This window comes from Streptomyces sp. NPDC051051, assembly GCF_040682975.1.
Lineage (GTDB): Bacteria > Actinomycetota > Actinomycetes > Streptomycetales > Streptomycetaceae > Streptomyces.
In genome coordinates this window covers 52,145-73,483 of sequence record NZ_JBFBCB010000008.1, presented here as the reverse complement: position 1 = coordinate 73,483, position 21,339 = coordinate 52,145, and the positions used below count along the sequence as shown (strand labels likewise).

General features: G+C 72.8%; 14 protein-coding genes and 3 tRNA genes. 8 read left to right on the top strand and 9 right to left on the bottom strand.

The window, feature by feature from the left end; all coding sequences use genetic code 11:
- Positions 1-928: 928 nt before the first annotated feature.
- The 3 genes from AB0N31_RS08780 to AB0N31_RS08770 all read right to left on the bottom strand — a co-directional run bounded on the left by AB0N31_RS08780 (position 929) and on the right by AB0N31_RS08770 (position 1,324).
- Positions 929-1,005: transfer RNA gene (locus tag AB0N31_RS08780), tRNA-Ile, on the bottom strand.
- A gap of 168 nt (positions 1,006-1,173) precedes the next feature.
- Positions 1,174-1,246 (bottom strand) — tRNA-Asn (locus tag AB0N31_RS08775).
- A gap of 5 nt (positions 1,247-1,251) precedes the next feature.
- Positions 1,252-1,324: transfer RNA gene (locus AB0N31_RS08770), tRNA-Asn, on the bottom strand.
- A 159-nt stretch (positions 1,325-1,483) separates the two neighbouring features.
- Here AB0N31_RS08770 and AB0N31_RS08765 point away from each other — a divergent pair.
- The 4 genes from AB0N31_RS08765 (at position 1,484) to AB0N31_RS08750 (ending at position 7,146) form a co-directional block, all read left to right on the top strand.
- On the top strand, positions 1,484-1,789 hold the full coding sequence (locus tag AB0N31_RS08765) for a YtxH domain-containing protein (RefSeq protein WP_366057674.1): 306 nt from the start codon (positions 1,484-1,486) through the stop codon (positions 1,787-1,789).
- Positions 1,790-1,897: 108 nt separating this feature from the next.
- Positions 1,898-3,352 (top strand): FGGY family carbohydrate kinase, encoded by a 1,455-nt coding sequence (locus tag AB0N31_RS08760; RefSeq protein WP_366057673.1) that lies wholly within the window; start codon positions 1,898-1,900, stop codon positions 3,350-3,352.
- 132 nt (positions 3,353-3,484) lie between these two features.
- Positions 3,485-5,218, top strand: a complete 1,734-nt coding sequence (locus tag AB0N31_RS08755; protein WP_366057672.1) for an ABC transporter ATP-binding protein — start codon at positions 3,485-3,487, stop codon at positions 5,216-5,218.
- The gene (locus AB0N31_RS08750; protein WP_366057671.1) at positions 5,218-7,146 is read left to right on the top strand and encodes an ABC transporter ATP-binding protein; all 1,929 of its coding nucleotides are present in this window, start codon (positions 5,218-5,220) and stop codon (positions 7,144-7,146) included. The genes AB0N31_RS08755 and AB0N31_RS08750 overlap by 1 nt, the downstream gene beginning before the upstream one ends.
- A 47-nt stretch (positions 7,147-7,193) precedes the next feature.
- Here the strand turns inward: AB0N31_RS08750 and AB0N31_RS08745 are convergent, their stop codons facing one another.
- From AB0N31_RS08745 to AB0N31_RS08725, 5 genes are all read right to left on the bottom strand, one after another.
- A complete protein-coding gene (locus tag AB0N31_RS08745) occupies positions 7,194-8,528 on the bottom strand; it encodes an RNA polymerase sigma factor (protein ID WP_366057670.1) in 1,335 nt (444 codons plus the stop codon).
- A gap of 104 nt (positions 8,529-8,632) precedes the next feature.
- Entirely contained in the window at positions 8,633-10,537 is a 1,905-nt protein-coding gene (gene dnaG, locus AB0N31_RS08740) for a DNA primase (protein ID WP_366057669.1), read from the bottom strand.
- A 191-nt stretch (positions 10,538-10,728) separates the two neighbouring features.
- On the bottom strand, positions 10,729-11,991 hold the full coding sequence (locus AB0N31_RS08735; protein WP_366057668.1) for an FAD-dependent oxidoreductase: 1,263 nt from the start codon (positions 11,989-11,991) through the stop codon (positions 10,729-10,731).
- A 129-nt stretch (positions 11,992-12,120) separates the two neighbouring features.
- The gene (locus tag AB0N31_RS08730; protein WP_366057667.1) at positions 12,121-13,374 is read right to left on the bottom strand and encodes a deoxyguanosinetriphosphate triphosphohydrolase; all 1,254 of its coding nucleotides are present in this window, start codon (positions 13,372-13,374) and stop codon (positions 12,121-12,123) included.
- Between the two features lie 91 nt (positions 13,375-13,465).
- Entirely contained in the window at positions 13,466-14,278 is an 813-nt protein-coding gene (locus AB0N31_RS08725) for a sirohydrochlorin chelatase (RefSeq protein ID WP_366057785.1), read from the bottom strand.
- Between the two features lie 357 nt (positions 14,279-14,635).
- Here AB0N31_RS08725 and AB0N31_RS08720 point away from each other — a divergent pair, with 357 nt between their 5' ends.
- Positions 14,636-15,322 carry an ElyC/SanA/YdcF family protein gene (locus tag AB0N31_RS08720; RefSeq protein ID WP_366057666.1) on the top strand — a complete coding sequence of 229 codons (687 nt, stop codon included), beginning with the start codon at positions 14,636-14,638 and terminating at the stop codon, positions 15,320-15,322.
- A 168-nt stretch (positions 15,323-15,490) separates the two neighbouring features.
- Entirely contained in the window at positions 15,491-17,719 is a 2,229-nt protein-coding gene (locus AB0N31_RS08715) for a molybdopterin oxidoreductase family protein (RefSeq protein WP_366057665.1), read from the top strand.
- A gap of 82 nt (positions 17,720-17,801) precedes the next feature.
- Here AB0N31_RS08715 and AB0N31_RS08710 read toward each other — a convergent pair whose 3' ends face one another.
- Positions 17,802-19,448 (bottom strand): M4 family metallopeptidase, encoded by a 1,647-nt coding sequence (locus AB0N31_RS08710; protein WP_366057664.1) that lies wholly within the window; start codon positions 19,446-19,448, stop codon positions 17,802-17,804.
- Positions 19,449-19,600: 152 nt separating this feature from the next.
- Here AB0N31_RS08710 and AB0N31_RS08705 point away from each other — a divergent pair, with 152 nt between their 5' ends.
- Both AB0N31_RS08705 and AB0N31_RS08700 read left to right on the top strand, forming a co-directional pair.
- Entirely contained in the window at positions 19,601-20,167 is a 567-nt protein-coding gene (locus tag AB0N31_RS08705) for a gamma-glutamylcyclotransferase family protein (protein ID WP_366057662.1), read from the top strand.
- 547 nt (positions 20,168-20,714) lie between these two features.
- Complete coding sequence (locus AB0N31_RS08700; RefSeq protein WP_366057661.1) at positions 20,715-21,245, top strand: hypothetical protein; 531 nt, start codon at positions 20,715-20,717, stop codon at positions 21,243-21,245.
- Positions 21,246-21,339 lie beyond the last annotated feature (94 nt).

Below are 21,339 nucleotides of genomic sequence, written 5' to 3'. Positions count from 1 at the left end.
GCCCCTGGCCCGGATAGCTCTCACCGGTCGTCAGGGCGGCCTGGCTCAGGGAGCTGCTGAACAGAACCAGACCTCGGCGGTGAGATCGGGGCACAGCAGGCCGTCGTTCGTCACGAGCCTCGCCCGGCTCGCGATCGCGGTCGGCCGACGTCCTCCTGTCCAAATCCCGCGGTACCCAGACCCTGGCAGAGACGGCCGCCGAGCTCGTCCAGCGAGCCCGCGCCGAGACACCCGAGAAGGCGGCCCGCGCCAGTGACCGGGTCGTGATGAGCATCCCGCTGGCTCCCTACCGGGAGCTTTCCCGCCGCCGCACTGTCGGGCAAGGTCGTGCTCGACATCGGAGCGTCCGCGACGCGCCGTACGACGAACCCGAGGACGGCCGCGTCGGCCTCGTCGAGCCACGTCACGTCGTCGGCGATCACCCGCAGCACGCGCTCGGCGGCCCTGGGCAGCGGACCGCGTGCCGCCTCAGCGGTAGGCGTCGCTGCCCCGGGAGCAGCGGTATGAGCAAGAAGACCGGCGGCTGTATGTACGGGAGCCGCCCAGCCCGGCCGCTCCCGCCCCGCTGTCGGTCCTCTCTGGGCCGTTTCCAGTACGGGCTGCTTTCGCGTCCCAACTCGGACCGCACCCCATTCGGGCTGCGTCCGTGCCCCGCCGGCCCGGCAGGCCGCCCACTCGAAGGTCCCTGGGCAGCACTTCCGGATCCTCGTGTCCAGCCAGCGTCCAGAATCCGACGTCCAGACGCTCGCACAGCCCACCCACGACGCCATCCTCCAGCCATGGGCCGATACGTCTGCGCAGGTCAGAGTGACCTCAACTAACGCCGATGGCAACGGAGTCGAACTCACGAGCAACGGATTCAGCCCCGTGGACCAACGCCCTGAATCCGCACCCCAGATGAGACGTTTCCGCAGGTCACAGGAGTGCATGGTGGGGCGGGTGGGACTCGAACCCACGGCCGGCGGATTATGAGTCCGCTGCTCTAACCGGCTGAGCTACCGCCCCATGGCGGCGTGTCGCGTACACGTGTGCGCGCCGTCTGCCGCAGCATAGCCGCTCATACGATCTCACGCTCCGCCTGGTCCGATGCCGCATGACCATGAGGGCCGCGCTGTCACCTGCCCGGTTCCCGGCGACATGAAAAAGGACCCCTAAGGGTCCTCGATCACGATGCTCCCCCGACTGGACTCGAACCAGTAACCTGCCGGTTAACAGCCGGCTGCTCTGCCAATTGAGCTACGGAGGACCGAGCTCCCCCGACTGGACTCGAACCAGTAACCTGCCGGTTAACAGCCGGCTGCTCTGCCAATTGAGCTACGGAGGAATGCCTCGTTCGCATCGAACGCCCCTACCTGGGTATTCGCCAGGGGGCGGACGCTCGCTGCGACACATACATTAGCGCAAGCAGGGGGGTGCTCCGCCAATCGGTTCCCTCCGGCACCGATGTCGCACCGCAGACCTACACGAGGAAAGGGTGGCCGTCATGCGCTACCGGCTCACGTTCGTCGTCGGACTCGCCCTGGGTTACGTGCTCGGCACGAAGGCCGGGCGGGAGCGCTACGAACAGCTGAAGAAGTCCGCGCGGCAGGTCGCGCAGAACCCCGCCGTGCGCAACACGGCGGAGTCGGCGGCCCAGCAGGGCCGCCAGTTCGCGGGCAAGGCGTACCACGCGGTCAGCGACAAGGTCGGGGACCGGATGCCCGAGTCGGTCGCGGGCCGGGTCCGTTCCCTGCGGGACCGGAACGCGCACAGTGACGGATCGGACGACTGGGGCACCAGTCATCCCTAGGGCCTCCCGTTCGGACCGGCCGGGGCTCGCGGGCCCCGGCCGGACGAAAGTCCCCCGTGCGTGTCGAGCCGACGCGGTCACCCCCCGCGGTGCGGCAGAATTTTGCGCATGGGGATAGTCGCCGGGTTGGACAGTTCGCCCGATTTCACTCGCATCGTCGTCTGCGACGCGGACACAGGGGCCGTGCTCAGGCAGGGCTACGCACCGCACCCGGTGGAGGGTCCCGACGGTGCCGGCCGTCCCTCCGACGTCGATCCGCAGGCCTGGCTGCTCTCCCTCGGGGAGGCGGCCGGCGGCGGGCTGCTCGAGGGCGTGCAGGCGATCGGCGTGTCCGCGCAGCAGAACGCGGTCGTGCCGCTCGACGCGCAGGGCGGCACCGTGCGTCCGGCGATGGTCGGCGGCGACAAGCGCGCGCAGGTCGCGGCGGCCGATCTGATCGACGCGCTCGGCGGCCGGGAGGCGTGGGCGCAGGCGGTCGGCTGCGTGCCGCAGGCCGCGCAGCCGGTGACCAAACTGCGCTGGCTGGCGAAGAACGAGCCGGACGCCGCGCTGCGCACCGCCGTGCTGCTCCAGGCGCACGACTGGCTCGTGTGGCAGCTCCTCGGGCGGCCGGTGCGCCGCACCACCGACCGCGGCGGTGCCTCCGGGACCGGGTACTGGTCGGCGGCCATCGGCGGCTACCGGCCCGAGCTGGTGGAGCTGGCGCTCGGTCACCAGGCCATGCTGCCCGAGGTGATCGGCCCCTCCGACGCGGCGGGCACGACCCCGGAGGGCCTGCTGATCTCGGCCGGCACCGGCGAGACCATGGCCGCCGCGTTCGGGCTGGGCATCGGCCTCGGGGACGCGGTCGTGTCGCTGGGCGCCTCCGGGTCCGTGATGGCCGTGCACCCCGCGGCCCTCGTCGACCAGAGCGGCATGATCACCTCGCTGGCGGACGCCACCGGCATGCACCTGCCGGTCGTCACCACCCTGAACGCCGTACGGACCCTGCGCGGGGCCACCGAGCTGCTCGGCGTGGCCGATCTGGAGACGCTGTCCGATCTGGCGATGAAGTCGACCCCGGGATCGCACGGGCTGGTGCTGCTGCCCTACCTGGAGGGTGAGCGGACGCCGAGCCTGCCGCACGCCGCGGGCACCCTGACGGGTCTGCGGCGCGAGTCGATGAAGCCGGAGCACTTCGCGCGGGCGGCGTTCGAGGGCATGCTGTGCGGGCTCGCGGACGCGCTGGACGTGCTGCGCGGCCGGGGCGTCGAGGTGCGGCGGGTCTTCCTGCTCGGTGCGGCGGCCGAGCTGCCGGCCGTGCAGGCGGCGGCGCCCGCACTCTTCGGGGCGCAGGTCGTCGTACCGCAGCCCGCGGACTACGCGGCGATCGGGGCGGCGCGGCAGGCCGCCTGGGCGCTCGGGGTGTCGCAGGGCACGCTCGATCCGCGCACTCCGCCGGCCTGGCCCGGTCCGGCGGCGCAGGTGCTGGACCCGGGCGAGGAACTGGCCGTGGGGCAGGCCGTGCGGCAGCAGTACGTGTCGGTGCGGGAGCAGACGCATCCCACCGCGTTCCGCTCGTAGGGCCGGGACCGGGGCGGCCTCATAGCACAACGCTGTCGGCTTAATCGGTTGAGGTAACACCGGTGGAGTGCCGGACGATAGGGGCCAGGGGCAACCAGTGCCCCGCGCCCCGCCGACTCCGAGAGACGTAGCGTGCTCATACGACTTCTGCGGACCTATCTCAGGCCCTACAAGAAACCCATCGTCCTGCTGGTGCTGCTCCAGTTCCTCCAGACCTGCGCCACGCTCTACCTGCCCACGCTCAACGCCGACATCATCGACGACGGCGTGGTCAACGGCGACACCGATTACATCCTTTCCTACGGCGCCCTGATGATCGGCGTCTCGCTGGTGCAGGTGGTCTGCAACATCGGTGCCGTGTACTACGGCGCGCGGACGGCGTCGGCGCTCGGGCGGGACGTGCGGGCCGCCGTCTTCGACCGGGTGCAGGCCTTCTCCGCCCGCGAACTCGGCCAGTTCGGCGCGCCCTCCCTGATCACCCGGACCACGAACGACGTCCAGCAGATCCAGATGCTGGTCCTGATGTCGTTCACGCTGATGGTGTCCGCGCCGATCATGTGCGTGGGCGGCATCGTCATGGCCCTCGGCCTGGACGTGCCGCTGTCGGCGATCCTGGTCGCCGTGGTGCCGCTGCTGGGCATCTGCGTGACGCTGATCGTGCGGCGGCTCAGGCCGCTGTTCCGGTCCATGCAGACGCGGCTGGACACGGTGAACCGGGTGCTGCGCGAGCAGATCACCGGCAACCGCGTCATCCGCGCCTTCGTCCGCGACGACTACGAGGAGCAGCGTTTCCGCAAGGCCAACGCCGACCTCACCGGCATCTCGCTGAAGGCCGGCAACCTGCTCGCGCTGATGTTCCCGGTGGTCATGACCACGGTGAACCTGTCGTCGATCGCGGTGGTGTGGTTCGGCGCCCACCGGATCGACAGCGGCGGGATGCAGATCGGTGATCTGACCGCCTTCCTCGCCTATCTCCTGCAGATCGTCATGTCCGTGATGATGGCCACCTTCATGTTCATGATGGTGCCGCGCGCCGAGGTGTGCGCCGAGCGCGTGCAGGAGGTCCTGGACACCGAGTCCAGCGTCGTCCTGCCGAAGGCGCCGGTGCGTGACCTGCGGCGCCACGGCCACCTGGAGATCCGGGGCGCCGGCTTCGGCTACCCCGGCGCCGAGGAGCCCGTGCTCAAGGGCGTCGACCTGGTGGCGCGGCCCGGGGAGACCACCGCCGTCATCGGCTCGACGGGCAGCGGCAAGTCCACGCTGCTCGGGCTGGTCCCCCGGCTGTTCGACGCCACCGACGGGCAGGTCCTCGTCGACGGCGTCGAGGTCGCGGACCTGGACGCGGCGCTGCTCGCCAGGACGGTCGGGCTGGTGCCGCAGAAGCCGTACCTGTTCGCCGGCACGGTCGCGACCAACCTCAGGTACGGCAACCCGGACGCGACGGACGAGGAGCTGTGGCACGCGCTGGAGGTGGCCCAGGCCGCGGCGTTCGTGCGCGAGCTGGGCGGCGGGCTGAACGCCCCCGTCGCGCAGGGCGGGACCAACGTGTCCGGCGGTCAGCGGCAGCGGCTCGCCATCGCCCGCACGCTCGTGCAGCGCCCGGAGATCTACCTCTTCGACGACTCCTTCTCCGCCCTCGACTACGCCACCGACGCGGCGCTGCGGGCGGCCCTCGGCCGGGAGACCGCCGAGGCGACCGTCGTCATCGTCGCCCAGCGGGTGGCCACCATCCGTGACGCCGACCGGATCATCGTGCTGGACGAGGGCCGGGTCGTCGGCGAGGGCACCCATCAGGAACTGATGGCGGACAACGAGACCTACCGGGAGATCGTGCTCTCCCAGCTCACGGAAGCGGAGGCTGCCTGATGGCCGGGCCCATGGGGCGCATGATGGCCGGGACGGGACCGGAGAGCCGCACGCTGGACTTCAAGGCGTCCGGCCGGCGGCTGCTCGCCCACTTCAAGCCGGAGCGGCTCACCCTCTACGCGATGCTGTGCTGCGTCGTGCTGAGCGTGGGCCTCAGCGTGGTCGGGCCGAAGATCCTCGGCCGGGCCACCGACCTGGTCTTCGCCGGCATCGTCGGGCGGCAGATGCCGGCCGGGGCGTCGAAGGACGAGGTCCTCGACTCGATGCGCGAGCGCGGTGACGGCGATGTCGCCGACATGCTGCGCGGCACCGACTTCACCCCCGGCCAGGGCATCGACTTCGACGCCGTCGGCCGGGTGCTGCTGTTCGCGCTCGCGGTGTTCGCGGTCGCCGGCCTGCTGATGGCGGTGGCGACACGGCTGGTCAACCGGGCGGTCAACCGCACGGTGTACCGGATGCGCGAGGACGTGCAGACGAAGCTGGCGCGGCTTCCGCTGTCGTACTTCGACAAGCGGCAGCGCGGCGAGGTGCTGTCCCGGGCGACCAACGACATCGACAACATGGGGCAGACGCTCCAGCAGTCGCTGGGCCAGCTCGTGAACTCGCTGCTCACCATCGTCGGTGTGCTGGCGATGATGTTCTGGGTGTCGTGGATCCTCGCCCTGGTCGCGCTGGTCACCGTGCCGCTGTCGGCGGTCGTCGCCGCGCGCGTGGGCAAGCGGTCGCAGCCGCACTTCGTGCAGCAGTGGCGCACCACGGGCCGGCTGAACGCGCACGTCGAGGAGATGTACACCGGCCACACGCTGGTGAAGGTGTTCGGCCGGCAGGAGGAGTCGGCGCGGCAGTTCGCCGAGCAGAACGAGGCGCTGTACGAGGCCGGGTTCAAGGCGCAGTTCAACAGCGGGATCATGCAGCCGCTGATGTTCTTCGTGTCGAACCTCAACTACGTGCTGGTGGCCGTGGTCGGCGGGCTGCGGGTCGCCACCGGCTCCCTGTCGATCGGTGACGTGCAGGCGTTCATCCAGTACTCGCGCCAGTTCTCGATGCCGCTGACGCAGGTCGCGTCGATGGCGAACCTGATCCAGTCGGGCGTCGCCTCGGCCGAGCGGATCTTCGAACTGCTGGACGCGGAGGAGCAGCAGGCCGATCCGGTGCCGGGCGTGCGGCCCGAGGTACTGCGCGGGCGGGTGGCGCTGGAGCACGTGTCCTTCCGCTACGACCCCGACAAGCCGCTGATCGAGGACCTCTCGCTGGTCGTCGAACCCGGACACACGGTCGCCATCGTCGGTCCCACCGGCGCCGGCAAGACCACCCTGGTCAACCTCCTCATGCGGTTCTACGACGTCACCGGCGGGCGCATCACCCTCGACGGCGTCGACATCACGCGGATGTCCCGCGACGAACTGCGCGCCGGGATCGGCATGGTGCTCCAGGACACCTGGCTGTTCGGCGGCACCATCGCGGAGAACATCGCGTACGGCGCCTCGCGCGAGGTCACGCGCGGGGAGATCGAGGAGGCGGCGCGGGCGGCCCACGCCGACCGGTTCATCCGCACGCTCCCCGACGGCTACGACACGGTGATCGACGGTGAGGGCAGCGGGGTCAGCGCCGGCGAGAAGCAGCTGATCACCATCGCCCGGGCGTTCCTGTCCGACCCGGTGATCCTGGTGCTCGACGAGGCGACGAGTTCCGTCGACACGCGTACCGAGGTGCTGATCCAGAAGGCGATGGCGAAGCTGGCGCACGGGCGGACGTCGTTCGTCATCGCGCACCGGCTGTCGACGATCCGGGACGCCGACACCATCCTGGTGATGGAGAACGGGGCGATCGTCGAGCAGGGCACGCACACGGATCTGCTGGCGGTGGACGGGGCGTACGCGCGGCTGTACAAGGCGCAGTTCGCCGAGGCGGTCGCGGAGGTGGACTAGGGTCCGCCGAAGGCAGGAGGGGGGCCGCCCGGCGGGCGGCCCCCCTCTCAGTCCAGGTAGCCCCTGAGCTGGTCCGCGAAGGCGTGGTCGCGGAGTCTGCCGAGGGTCTTGGACTCGATCTGGCGGATCCGCTCCCGGGTGACGCCGAAGATGCGGCCTATCTCCTCCAGGGTGCGGGGACGGCCGTCGGCCAGGCCGTAGCGGAGCTGGACGACCTTGCGCTCGCGCTCGCCGAGCGTCGACAGCACCGCCTCCAGGTGCTCCCTGAGCAGCAGGAACGCCGCCGACTCCACGGGGCTGGCGGCGTCGCCGTCCTCGATGAGGTCGCCGAGGGCCACATCGTCCTCCTCGCCCACCGGGGCGTGCAGGGAGACCGGTTCCTGGGCCAGTCGCAGCACCTCCCCGACCCGCTCGGGGGCGAGGTCGAGCTGGACGGCGACCTCCTCGGCGGTGGGCTCGTAGCCGCGTTCCTGCAGCAGCCGGCGCTGGACGCGGACCACGCGGTTGATCAGCTCCACCACGTGCACGGGGACGCGTATGGTGCGGGCCTGGTCGGCGAGCGCGCGGGACATGGCCTGGCGGATCCACCAGGTGGCGTACGTGGAGAACTTGTAGCCGCGGGCGTAGTCGAACTTCTCGACCGCCCTGATCAGACCCAGGTTTCCCTCCTGGACGAGGTCCAGCATGGTCAGGCCGCGGCCGACGTAGCGCTTGGCGACCGACACGACGAGGCGCAGGTTCGACTCGATGAGGCGGCGCTTGGCCATCCGGCCCATGACGACCAGCCGGTCCAGGTCGAGGGCGAGGTCGCCGTCCACGTCGGGGGTGCCGCTCAGCTTCGCCTCGGCGAACAGGCCGGCCTCCACCCGGCGGGCCAGTTCGACCTCCTCGGCGGCGGTGAGCAGCGGGATCCGGCCGATCTCGCGCAGGTACTGGCGGAACAGGTCCGAGGAGGGGCCGGAGGTGTCGACGAAGCGCGGAGCGGGCGTCTCGACGGGTTCGAGGGCCTGGTCGAGTGCCTGCTCGGGGGGCTCGGTGAGCGCCCCGGCGGGCGGGTCCTCGGGTGCCGGGTCGGCCGGCTCGGGCTCCGCTTCCATGGCCGTCTCCGGGGGGCGCACGACACGGTTCTGCGGCGGGACCGCGACCAGGACGCCCGTCCCGCCGTCCGGTTCCGGGCCGTGGGTGCGCGTGTCGGTCTGGGTGAGGGTCCGGGTCTGCACGGGGGCGACCTCCAGGGTGATCGCTGCCGAGAGGCGCGGCAGCGCTGCTTCGAGGGCGGAGTCGGCGGCCTCGCCGCTGTCCGTCCCGTACGCGATGAGCGGAACCGCGGGGGTGTGGGACCCGCCGGGGACGGATCGGCCACGCTCCGAGGGCTCAGGCACCGCCACCCAGTGTGGGGTACGACACATCACCGCCACGAGGGGCGTGCGATGACTTTTTGCGTCCGGGCCGTGACCGCCTGCTGACCGCGGAGGTCAGGATGTGCTCACAGAGCCGCGGCTCCGTGTCCGCGCAGTGCCTGGTCGTACTGCTGAAGGACCCACAGTTCGTTCTGGACTGCGGCCAGTTGGGCCGGGTCGCCGCCGGCGGACAGCCGGGCCAGCTGGGACTGGACGTCGCGGATGCGCCGTTCGACGGCGCGGCGGCGGACGGTGACCAGCTGGGCACCGGCGTACACCTCGTCCACCGTCTTGCGCAGGATCGCCTCGACCGCCAGCTCCGTCACCATCGCGCGGACGGTGTCGTCGGGGGCGGCCTCGCGGACGCGGACGAGGTAGTCCTGCGGGTCCTGCGTGCCGTACTCGGCGCCGCCCGCGTCCTGGATCGCCGCGCGGACGGCGGCGTAGGGGGCGGCGGTGAACTCGTCGACGCCGTACGCGTCGAAGGCCGGGGAGACCAGCTCGGGGCGCTGGAGGGCGAGTTTGAGCAGCTCGCGCTCGGTGGCGTAGACGGGATTGCGCAGGGTGAGGGCGGGACCGGTGACGGCGGGGCGCGGGGCGGCCTCGTAGGACGGGGCGGAGCCGCCGCGGGCCGGCGCCGGGCCCCTGCCGCCGCGGTCGCGGGCCCAACGGGCCAGCTGTGCCACGCGTTTGACGACGAACTGGGTGTCGAGGATGCCGAGCATGCCGGCCAGCTGGACGGCGACCTCGTGCTGGGCGCCGCTGTTCTTGATGCGGGCGACGACCGGGGCGGCCTCGTCGAGGGCGGCGGCCCGCCCGCCCGGGGTCTCCAGGTCGTAGCGCGCGACGATCTGGCGCAGGGCGAACTCGAACAGCGGGGTGCGGGGTTCGACGAGGTCGGCGACCGCCTCGTCGCCCTTGGCCAGCCGCAGGTCGCAGGGGTCCATGTTGTCCGGCGCGATGGCGATGTACGTCTCGGCGGCGAACTTCTGGTCGTCCTCGAAGGCGCGCAGGGCCGCCTTCTGGCCGGCCGCGTCGCCGTCGAAGGTGAAGATCACGCGCGCGGAGCCGTTGTCCATCAGCAGCCGGCGGAGGATCTTGATGTGGTCGGTGCCGAAGGCCGTGCCGCAGGTCGCGATGGCGGTGGTGACGCCGGCCAGGTGGCAGGCCATGACGTCGGTGTAGCCCTCGACGACGACCGCGCGGGAGGACTTGGCGATGTCCTTCTTGGCGAGGTCGATGCCGTAGAGGACCTGTGACTTGCGGTAGATGGCCGTGTCGGGCGTGTTGAGGTACTTGGGGCCGTTGTCGGTCTCGTAGAGCTTGCGGGCGCCGAAGCCGACGACCTCGCCGCCGATGTCGCGGATGGGCCACATCAGCCGGCCGCGGAAGCGGTCGATGGGGCCGCGGCGGCCGTCCTGGGCGAGGCCGGAGAGGATCAGTTCCTTGTCGCTGAAGCCCTTGCCGCGCAGGAAGCGGGTGAGGTGGTCCCAGCCCTGGGGGCTGTAGCCGACGCCGAAGTGGACGGCGGCGGCCTGGTCGAAGCCGCGCTCGGCGAGGAAGATCCGGCCGGCGTCGGCCTCGGGGCTGACGGCGAGCTGTTCGGCGTACCACTCGGCGGCGATCTTGTGGGCCTCGACCAGGCGGATGCGTTCGCCGCGCTGGTGGGAGGGGTTGTAGCCGCCCTCCTCGTAGCGCAGGGTGATGCCTGCCTGGGCGGCGAGGCGCTCGACGGCCTCGGAGAAGGTGAGGTGGTCGACCTTCATCACGAACGTGATGGTGTCGCCGCCCTCCTGGCAGCCGAAGCAGTGGAAGAGGCCCTTGCTGGGGCTGACCTGGAAGGACGGTGACTTCTCGTCGTGGAAGGGGCACAGACCCTTGAGGTTGCCGCCGCCCGCGCCTCGCAGCTGGAGGTACTCGGACACCACGGCGTCGATCGGAACCGCGTCCCGAACCGCCTTCACGTCCTCGTCGTTGATCCGTCCTGCCACGTGCTGATTCTACGGGGGTGCGCCGACAACCCCGGGCGCCCGGCACCGCACGGGCGGCCGGGGACCACAGCGCGCGTGAAGCCGCGGAACCCGGCAGCCGCGTGAACGACGCCGCGGGACGACGGGCCTAGGGCGTGTTTCGAAAGTCCCGTCTGCCCTTCGGGCAGACGACGCTACTTTCGAAACACGCCCTAGCCGAGAGTGTCCAAGGGCACGCGCGGATCGGCCAGCGCCTCCGTATCGACCCGCACGCGTGAGCGGACGAGCCGCTGGATCTGCTCTGTGACGTCCCACACGTTCACGTTCATTCCCGCCAGCACCCGTCCCTCCTTCACCCAGAACGCGATGAACTCCCGCTTCCCCGCGTCCCCGCGGATCACCACCTCGTCGTACGTCCCCGGCGGCGCCCACCCGCTGTACTCCATCCCCAGGTCGTACTGGTCGGAGAAGAAGTAGGGCACCCGGTCGTAGGTGGCGTCCCTGCCGAGCATGGCGCGGGCGGCGGTCGGTCCGCCGTTCAGGGCGTTGGCCCAGTGCTCGACGCGCAGGGTGGTGTCGAACAGGCCGTGCGGGAAGGACGCCACGTCGCCGGCGGCGTGGATGTCGGGGTCGGAGGTGCGCAGCCGGGTGTCCACCGCGATGCCGCCGCCGTGGACACGGTCGGCCAGCTCCAGTCCGGCGGCCTCGGCGAGGGCGGTCCGCGGGGCGGCGCCGATCGCGGCGAGCACGTCGTGCGCCGGGTGTTCCTCGCCGTCGTCGGTGCGGGCGGCTAGGACCATGCCGTCCTGGCCGACGATCTCGGTGAGCCGGACGCCGAAGTGGAAGCGGACGCCGTGCTCGCGGTGCAGTTCGGCGAAGACGTTGCCCAGCTCGGGGCCGAGGACGCCGTACAGCGGGGTCGGCTCCGGTTCGACGACGGTGACCTCCGCCCCGTACTCGCGGGCCGCCGCCGCGATCTCCAGGCCGATCCAGCCGGCGCCGGCGATCACGATGTGGCCGTTGTCACGGCCGAGTGCGGCGAGGACGCCCTTGAGGCGCTCGGCGTGCGCGAGGCGGCGCAGGTGGTGGACGCCCGCGAGGTCCGTGCCGGGGATGTCGAGGCGGCGGGGTTCGGAGCCGGTGGCCAGCAGCAGCTTGTCGTAGTGGACGAGGGTGCCGTCGTCGCCGAAGCGGACGGTCCTGGCCGTGCGGTCGATGGCGTCGACGGTCTGGCCCAGGTGCAGCTCGACGTCGTTGCGCGCGTACCAGGCGGGCTCGTGCACGAAGACGCTGTCGCGGCTCTCCTTGCCGAGCAGGAAGCCTTTGGAGAGCGGCGGGCGCTCGTAGGGGTGGTCCCGTTCGTCGCAGATCAGTATCACGCGGCCGGTGAAGCCCTCGGCTCTGAGCGTCTCGGCCGCCTTGGCGCCGGCCAGGCCTCCTCCGACGATGACGAATGTCTGATCCGCGTCGACCACGTGATGCCTCCTCGTAACAGTGCCGCCACCCGAGCGTCCCGCACGCGGCAGGCCGGGGGAAGGGGGGGTGACCCGATCAGGCCACGGAGTGTCACCTTCGGGCCCGTCCGGCCGCCCCGCCCGTCCGGTTCACGGCCCGGTGGTCAGGCGGGCGTGCAGCGAGCGGGCCGAGGCGTCGGTGAGCGAGGCGATCTGGTCGACGATCACCCGCTTGCGGGCGCGGTCGTCCCCGGCCCGGTCGAACAGGGCGCGGAACTGGGGCTCCAGCCCGTCGGGGGCGCGGGCGGTGAGCGCCTCGGCCAGCTCGCCGATGACCACGCGCTGGTCGGCGCGCAGCAGCTCCTGCTCGGCGCGCTGCATGACGTACCAGTCGGCGACGGCCTTGAGGACCGCGCACTCCAGGCGCGTCTCGCGCGGTACGACGAGTTCGGCGCCGTAGCGGGTGAGGCGCCCGGTGCCCCACCGCGCGCGCGTGGCGGCCTCGGCGGCCAGGCAGAAGCGGCCGATGAGCTGGCTGGTGGCGTCCTTCAGGCGGGCCTGGGCGACGGCCGTGCCGTCGTAGCCGTGCGGCCACCACTGCTGGTCCTGGAGGCGGTCGAGGGCGGCGTCGAGTTCCGCCGGGTCGGTGTCCGCGGGCACGTAGCGGCCGACGGCGACGCGGAAGACCTCCGCGCGCTCCGGTTCGGCGTGCAGGCAGTTCGGGTCGATGTGGCCGGCGTGCAGGCCGTCCTCCACGTCGTGCACCGAGTAGGCGACGTCGTCCGACCAGTCCATGACCTGCGCCTCGAAGCACGTGCGCGTGCCGGGGGCCTCCTTGCGGACCCAGTCGAAGACGGGGCGGTCGTCGTCGTAGACACCGAACTTGGGGGACGCCGGGTCGGTGGGGTGGGCGCCGCGCGGCCAGGGGTACTTGGTGGCGGCGTCGAGGGCGGCGCGGGTGAGGTTGAGGCCGACGGAGCCCTCGGGGGTGAAGCGCTTGGGCTCGATGCGGGTGAGGAGGCGCAGCGACTGGGCGTTGCCCTCGAAGCCGCCGCAGTCGCGGGCGAAGTCGTTCAGCGCCTGTTCGCCGTTGTGCCCGAACGGGGGGTGGCCGAGGTCGTGGGAGAGGCAGGCCGCCTCGACCAGGTCGGGGTCGCAGCCGAGGGCCGCGCCCAGCTCCCGGCCGACCTGGGCGCACTCCAGGGAGTGGGTGAGGCGCGTGCGGGGGGTGGCGTCCCAAACCTCGGTGCGGGTGCCCGGGGTCACCACCTGGGTCTTGCCGGCGAGCCTTCTGAGCGCCGAGGAGTGCAGGACACGGGCGCGGTCGCGCTGGAAGGCGGTGCGGCCGGGGCGCTTGTCGGGCTCCGCCGCCCAGCGTTCTGTTGACGGCTCGTCGTAGGGCATGTCTCGACAGTAAGCGGCGGCGGTGACAATCGGGGCGCCACGCGGCTGCCGGGTCCCGTGGAGGTGCGTGGCGTCACCGTCGCGCACCGCCTCAGGCGGCGTTGCTGCCGACGGTCGCCGCGCGTGCCTGGTCGTAGCGGTGCAGGACCAGGCGGGCCATCGCCTCGTGGGTGCCGAGGGGGGCCGAGGCGATCCAGGGCGCGGCCTGCGCGCACTCGGTGGCGAAACGGCCGGGAGCGGTGAAGCAGGAGGCGACGGCCACCCGGTGGCGGCCCCTGGCGGCGAGCGCGCGGACGGCGGCGGGGACGGTGGGTGCGGCCGTGGAGGCGTACGCCGGGACCACGGGGACGCCGAGGCGGTCCGCGAGGAGCCGGGCCGTACGGCCGGTGTCGACGGCCGAGTCCGGGTCGCGGGAGCCCGCCGCCGCGAGGACCACCGCACTGGTGCGGCGCTCGGCGTCCGTCATCCGGGTGCGCCAGCCGGCCTCGACGAGACGCGCGTGCAGCGTCTCCACGAGGAGGGGGTGCGGGCCGAGCGGTGCGGCCACGCGCGTGTGGACCCGCGCCGCGGCGGCCGTCTCGGGGATGTCCCGGCGCACGTGGTAGCCGCGGCTCAGGAGCAGCGGTACGAGGACGGCGCCCTCGGCGTGCGCCGTGTCCGCCGCGTCGAGGCCGGCGAGGGTGTCCGACAGCAGCGGCTCGTTCAGCTCGATGTGCCCGAGGTGCACGGGCAGGCCCGGGCGCAGGTCGCGGACGCCGTCCAGGAGCGTGCCGACGGTCCTCAGGGCGCGCGGGTCGCGGCTGCCGTGGGCGACGACCACCAGCGCGGGCGGGCAGGGGCGCCGGCGACCGTCGAGCGGGACGGGGCCGGGCCGGCCGGCGGGCTGGGAACTGATCAGGTTCATGGTGTGCGCCGTACTGTCGAGGTGGGCGCCACCGGGCAGCGGGCTGCCGGGGCGGTGGTGGGACTCGTCGTGCGTCTCTTCGTACATCTCGTCATACACGGGGGCGACGCCGTCATGGACCGATCGTGGCGGCACGAGGTTGCACCCCCGTTGCACGGCCGTCACGAGTGTTTTCCGGGGGTTCACGGCGCGCGCGGCCGCGGTGTGAGGTGCGGTGCGCGGTGCGGCGAGGTGCGGTGTGAGCGGCGGGCGGTGTGACCGGCGCGACGCGCGGCGGGCCGAACCGGATCCCGGCCGGTCGCGTCTTACCCGGTCGAAGCCGGAAGGACGGTCCGGACGGCCGGCAGGGGGCACCGCATGAAGATCCGCCGACCGCGGCTGCCGCGCACCCGTACCGGGTGGCGGCGGCTGGTGCAGGGGGTGATGGCCGCCTGTGTGCTCGGGCTGCTTCCGGCCACCTGGCTGTACGTCTCCACCGCGGACCGGCTGGGCACGACGGCCGAGGCGCCGCGCACGGACGTCGCGGTGGTGTTCGGTGCCGGGCTGTGGGCCGGGGAGCCGTCGCCGTACCTCGCGCACCGGCTGGACGCGGCGGCGGCGCTGTACCGGGAGGGGCGCGTCAGGGTGGTGCTGGTCACCGGGGACAACAGCCGTGAGGACTACGACGAGCCCGACGCCATGCGCACCTACCTGACGAAGCACGGCGTCCCGGACGCGCGGATCGTCAGCGACTACGCCGGGTTCGACACCTGGGACTCCTGCGTGCGCGCCAAGAAGATCTTCGGGGTCGACCGGGCGGTCCTGATCAGCCAGGGCTTCCACATCCGGCGGGCGGTCGCGCTGTGCGAGGCGGCGGGGGTCGATTCGTACGGCGTCGGCGTCGCCGCCGAGCACGACGTGACCTGGTACTACGGGGGCGCGCGGGAGATCCTCGCGGCCGGCAAGGCGGCGCTGGACGCGGTGTTCGAGCCGGATCCGCGGTTCCTCGGGCCCGAGGAGCCCGGGGTGACCCGGGCGCTGGCGTCGGCCGGACAGGGCGGATGACGGCTCCGATACCGGTGCGGGCCCACGCGCCTGCCCCCGCGCCCGCACGTCCCCGGCCTGCCGGGTGTGCCGCCTCACGCCGGACGGGCGTCCGCCGGGAGGGCACCACCACACCGCCGTAACAGGACGCCGCACGGCGCGTAACACGGCCGAAGCACGCTGAACCGCATGGAGACCACCTCGACGCCCACCCACTGCCCGTACTGCGCCCTGCAGTGCGGGATGAACCTGTCGCCCACGCCGGAGGGGGGCGTCGAGGTGACCGAGCGCGCGGACTTCCCCGTGAACCGGGGGGCGCTGTGCGGCAAGGGCCGCACGGCGCCGGCGGTGCTCTCGTCCCGGGTGCGGCTGACCTCGCCGCTGGTGCGCTCCGGCGGCACGCTCGTGCCCGCCACCTGGGACGAGGCACTCGACCGGATCGCCGGTGAGCTGGGCAGGATCCGGGCGGAGCACGGTCCCGACGCGCTCGGGGTGTTCGGCGGGGGCGGGTTGACGAACGAGAAGGCGTACGCCCTCGGCAAGTTCGCGCGGGTGGTGCTCGGCACCTCGCAGATCGACTACAACGGCCGCTTCTGCATGTCGTCCGCCGCGGCCGGCGGTATCAAGGCCTTCGGCCTGGACCGGGGGCTGCCGTTTCCGCTGGAGGACATCCCGAGGACCGGCTGCGTGATCCTCGTCGGGTCCAACCTCGCGGAGACCATGCCGCCGTCGCTGCGCTTCTTCAGCGAACTGCGGGAGAACGGCGGCACGTTGATCGTCGTCGACCCGCGCCGCACGAAGACCGCCGAGCAGGCCGACCTGCACCTGATGCCCCGGCCCGGCACCGATCTCGCGCTGGCGCTCGGACTGCTGCACCTGGTCGTCGCCGAGGGACGGGTCGACGAGGAGTACGTGCGGGAGCGGACGTCCGGCTGGGAGGAGGCGCGGGCGGCGGCGATGGCGCACTGGCCGGAGCACGTGGAACGGATCACGGGGGTGTCCGTTCCGCAGCTCCGGGAGACCGTGCGGATGTTCTGCGAGCCGGAGGCCGCGATGGTGCTCACCGCACGCGGGCCCGAGCAGCAGTCCAAGGGCACCGACACGGTCGGCGCGTGGATCAACCTGTGCCTGGCGACCGGCCGGGCGGGGCGCCCGCTGTCCGGGTACGGCTGTCTCACCGGTCAGGGCAACGGGCAGGGCGGGCGCGAACACGGCCAGAAGGCCGACCAGTTGCCCGGCTACCGCAAGCTGGACGACCCGGCGGCCCGCCGGCACGTGGCCGGGGTGTGGGGGGTCGACCCCGACAGCCTGCCCGGTCCGGGGCGCAGCGCCTACGAACTGCTGGACGCGATGGGCACCGACATCCGCTCGCTGCTGCTGATGGCGTCCAACCCGGTGGTGTCCGCGCCGCGTGCCGCACACATCGAGGACCGTCTCGGGTCCCTGGACTTCCTGGCCGTCTGCGACGTGGTGCTGTCGGAGACGGCCGCGCTCGCGGACGTCGTGCTGCCCGTCACCCAGTGGGCCGAGGAGACCGGGACGACGACCAGCCTCGAGGGCAGGGTGCTGCTGCGGCAGCGGGCGATCACTCCGCCCGAGGGGGTCCGCAGCGACCTGGAGGTGCTGCACGAACTGGCCGCGCGGCTCGGGGTGGAGAAGGGTTTCCCCACCGATCCCGAGGAGGTCTTCGACGAACTGCGCCGGGCCAGCGCGGGCGGGCCCGCGGACTACTCCGGGATCACCTACCGGCGCCTGGCGGAGGAGAACGGGGTCTTCTGGCCCTGCCCGGCGCCGGCGGAAGCGGCGGCTGCGGAGGGGGCGGCCGGAACGCCGACGACGGCCGGGGCGGCGGTGCCGGCCGGAGCGGCGGTGCCGGCCGGGGCCGACGACGGGGAGGACACCGGTTTCGACGTGTTCCCGGAGGGTCCCGCGCACGACGGCGCCGGCGCCGTCCACCCCGGCACGCCCCGTCTCTTCCTCGACCGGTTCGCCACGGACGACGGCCGGGCGCGTTTCGTGCCGGTCTCGCACCGGCCCGCCGCGGAGGAACCGGACGCGGAGTACCCGGTCCTGCTCACCACCGGGCGGGTGGTCGCCCAGTACCAGTCCGGCGCCCAGACCCGGCGCGTGGCGGAGCTGAACGCCGCCGCGCCCGGCCCGTTCGTGGAGCTGCACCCCCGCCTCGCGGCGCGGCTCGGCGCGGCCGAGGGCGATCCGCTGGCCGTGGTGTCGCGGCGGGGCCGGGCGGTGGCACCGGCCCGGATCACCAGCGGCATCCGCCCCGACACCGTCTTCATGCCCTTCCACTGGCCGGGCGAGGGCCGCGCCAACACGCTGACGAACCCGGCCCTGGACCCGACCTCACGGATGCCCGAGTTCAAGGTGTGCGCGGTGCGGGTGGAGATCGCCGGGAGCTAGGGCGTGCCTTCGCAGGACCGACGGGCGGCACCCACCGCGAGGTGCCGCCCGTCGGTGTTCCCGGGAACGGGAGCGGGAGCGGTCAGTTGACGTTGACCGCGCTCCAGGCCGCCGCCACCGCGTTCTGTTCCGCGCTGCCGGCGCCGTAGAGATCGCGGGCCGCGTTGAGGGTGGCCGTGCGGGCGCCCGCGTAGTTCGTGGAGGACGTCATGTACACGGTCAGCGCCCGGTACCAGATCTTGCCGAGCTTGTCCCGGCCGATGCCCGTCAGCGTGGAGCCGTTGGACGTCGGGGAGTTGTAGGTGACGCCGTTGACGGTCCGGGTGCCGCTGCCCTCCGCGAGGAGGAAGGCGAAGTGGTTGGCGACGCCCGAGGAGTAGTGGACGTCGAGACCGCCGACCGAACTGCTCCAGTAGTCGGCGGAGCTGCCGTCCTTGGAGGGCTTGTCCATGTAGCGCAGGGCGTCCCGGCCGAAGCCCGAGCGGACGATCTTCTCGCCGATGAGGTAGTCGCCGACGTCGGAGGTGTTGCCGGCGTGGAACTCCACGAGGGTGCCAAAGATGTCGGAGGTCGCCTCGTTCAGGCCGCCGGACTCGCCCGAGTAGGTCAGCTTGGCGGTCTTCGAGGTCACGCCGTGGCTCATCTCGTGCCCGGCCACGTCCAGCGACACCAGCGGGCCGAGCTGGGTGCCGTCACCGTCGCCGTAGGTCATGCAGAAGCAGCTGTCGTCCCAGAAGGCGTTGTTGTAGGCGTTGCCGTAGTGGACGCGGTTGTAGGAGCCCTTTCCGTCGTTGCCGATGCCGTTGCGGCCGTGGACGTTCTTGTAGTAGTCCCAGGTCACGTCGGTGCCGTACTGCGCGTCCGCCGCGACCGTGGCGCGGTCGGCGGTCGCGCCGGTCCCCCAGTGGTTGTCGGCGTCCGTGAACACGGTCGAGGGGGCGCGGCTGATGCAGATGCCGAAGATGCACAGGTCGGTCTTGTTGGCCGCGTCGCCGGTGTACGTGTTCCCGCGGGTGGGGTCCTTGAGCTGGTACGTCGCCCCGGAGAGGGTCGTCTCCAGCGGGACCGTGCCGCCGTACAGCGACGCGCCGTCGCCGGTCGCGGTCTCCAGGGTGTCCCAGGCGTCGATCCGGGCGCCGGTGCGGGCGTCGGTCAGGACGGCGCGGGCGACCGGGTTGCCCCGCGCGTCCAGCGCGACGACGTTCGTCTGCCAGGCGAGTCTGGGGGCACCGTGCAGGGCGTCGACGACCAGCCGCGGCTTGGCGGTGAGCTTCTTCAGCGCCTCGCCGGGGTGCGCGGCGCGCAGGGCGTTCGCGGCGGTGTCGGCGGCCCTGGGCGCGGAGAGGGCGGGGACGACGGTGGGGAGGGAGATCTCGCTCCCGGTCGCGCGGTCGGCGCTGCGGTAGCTGCCGTCGGGTGCCAGGTGGACCACGAAGTCGCCGCCCAGTACCGGGAGTTGCCGGTAGGTGCGGTCGTAGCGGACGTGCTGGGTGCCGTCCTGGTCGACGATCACGTCCCGGACGGCGGTGCTCTGGGCGGCGGTCAGGCCCAGGCTGGTGGCGCGCTCGGCCAGCACGGCGGCGGCGTTGTCGAGTGTGGTGGCCCGGTTCGGCCTGTCGGCGGCGTCGGCGGCGGGGGTGAGTACGGCGGCCAGAAGGGTGGCCGTGGTGGCGGCGATGCCGGCGGTGGCGAGACGGGAACCTCGGACGTGCGGCCGTATCCGGCTCATCGGTCTCCTCGGGATCCTCGGGAAGGCGCCGTGGGGGGCGCGTGGGGGTGGCGCTGAGGTCGTCCTGAGATTTAAGTGGACATGACATGTCATGTCCATAGCGCATGCGTGCGGGAGCGGTGCGAGCGACGTGAGGGAGGAGAATCGTTTCCGTGATCACCCCGCAACTCCCCTTCTTCGTCTACGGCACCCTCCGTCCCGGCGAGCCCAACCACGCCCTCCTCCTGCGCGGCCGCAGCCTCACCGAGACCCAGGCCCGCCTGCCCGGCGCGGTCCTGTACGAGGGCCCCGGCCATCCGTACGCCGTGGCGGAACCGGACGGGACCGTCACCGGGGAACTGGTCGTCCCGGCCCCGGAGGCGTACGGACCGCTGCTGGCGGAACTGGACCGGCTGGAGGAGTACCGGGCGGGCGACCCGAGCAGCTTGTACGAGCGGGTGGTGCGGGGTGTCCTGCCGGACGGGCGGGGTGGGGGCCGGGTCGGGAGCGGCGACCGGGTGCGGACCGGTGCCGGTACTGGTGCCCGTCCCGCCGCTGCCGCTGCCGCCGCCGGGCAGGAGTACAGGACCGTGGCCGGGGACGGAGCCGGCGGGACCGGCCGGGAAGAGGAGGGCGGGTTCGTGCGGGCGTGGGTGTATCTGGCCGCACCGGCGGTGGCGGTCCGGCTGCGGGCGCGGGGGAGGCTGATCCCGAGCGGGGACTGGCGGGACAGGAACTGAACACGAGGGCCGGACCGGCACGAACGGGCCGAGTGCCAGGGCCGGGCGGGCGCGAAGGGGACCGGACGCCGAATCGGGACCGGCACGAACGGGGCCGGACGCCGTGGCGGGACCGGCACGAACGGGGCCGGACGCCGTGGCGGGACCGGCACGAACCGGGAACGCGTCGCGGACGGCCGCGGCGGGGCCGTCGCCGAGTCGCGGCCGATTCGCCGTCGGGGCGAACCCGGGTCGCCGCTCCAGCCGGGCCCGCTCCAGCCCAGCCGGACCCACCCGGCCCACCCGGGGTCACCCGTTCACACCCCCTTCCCGCACCCTTCGGCCGCTTTTCCGCGGGCCGCTCCGCGCACCGCGATGACCTGCGGGAACGACCGGGGATGCACCCTCGCGGACGAGCCGTCCGACACCCGTTCACCACGTTCCCGACGCCCTCTCGGGAAGCGGGCTCGCGTCGCTGCCACTTACCTCGGAGGAGCAGGGGCGCGACTGACGCAGCGACACATGGGGATGTCGCGGGCCGCCCCAGCGAAAGCTCGGAGGAGCACCGATGCGACGTACCGCCGCCCGACTGCTGACCGGTGCCGCGTTCGCCGCGGCCACCGCGGCCGGGCTCGCCGCGCCCGTCCAGGCCGCCGCCTCCGGAAACGGCGGCCTGGACGTGTACCCCTCCACCGCCGTGCCGGGCGGCCGGGTCACCGTGAACACGGCCGCCTGCGGCGACCCCGGGGCGGCCGCGGGCGACGCCGGCGCGGTCGGCGCCGGCCCCTTCACGCTCGCGCCGAGCAGCCACGACGGTCAGGCGATCGGGCAGTTCCAGGTGCCGCCGAGCGCGCAGCCGGGGACGTACGAGATCGTCGCGCAGTGCGCCGCGGACGGGCGCAGGGTCGCCGGGGACCTGGTGGTCGTCCTGAGTTCCGCGCGGGAGCAGGTGTATCCGCGGGGAAGTGTGAAGACGGGGGTCGGCGGCGCTCTGGGCCCCGATCCCGTGCAGACCGCGGCCGGGGTGACGGCTCTCGCCGTCGCCGCCGCGGGCGGTACCTGGCTCCTGCATCGCCGGGCGAGAGGCGACGGGATCTGACGGGCACCCTCCGCTGTCCGTCCGCCGGTACCGCATGTCCCCTCCCCCTCCGGGTCCGACGCCCCTCGCGGCCCGGAGGGGGCACGGGGTTCCG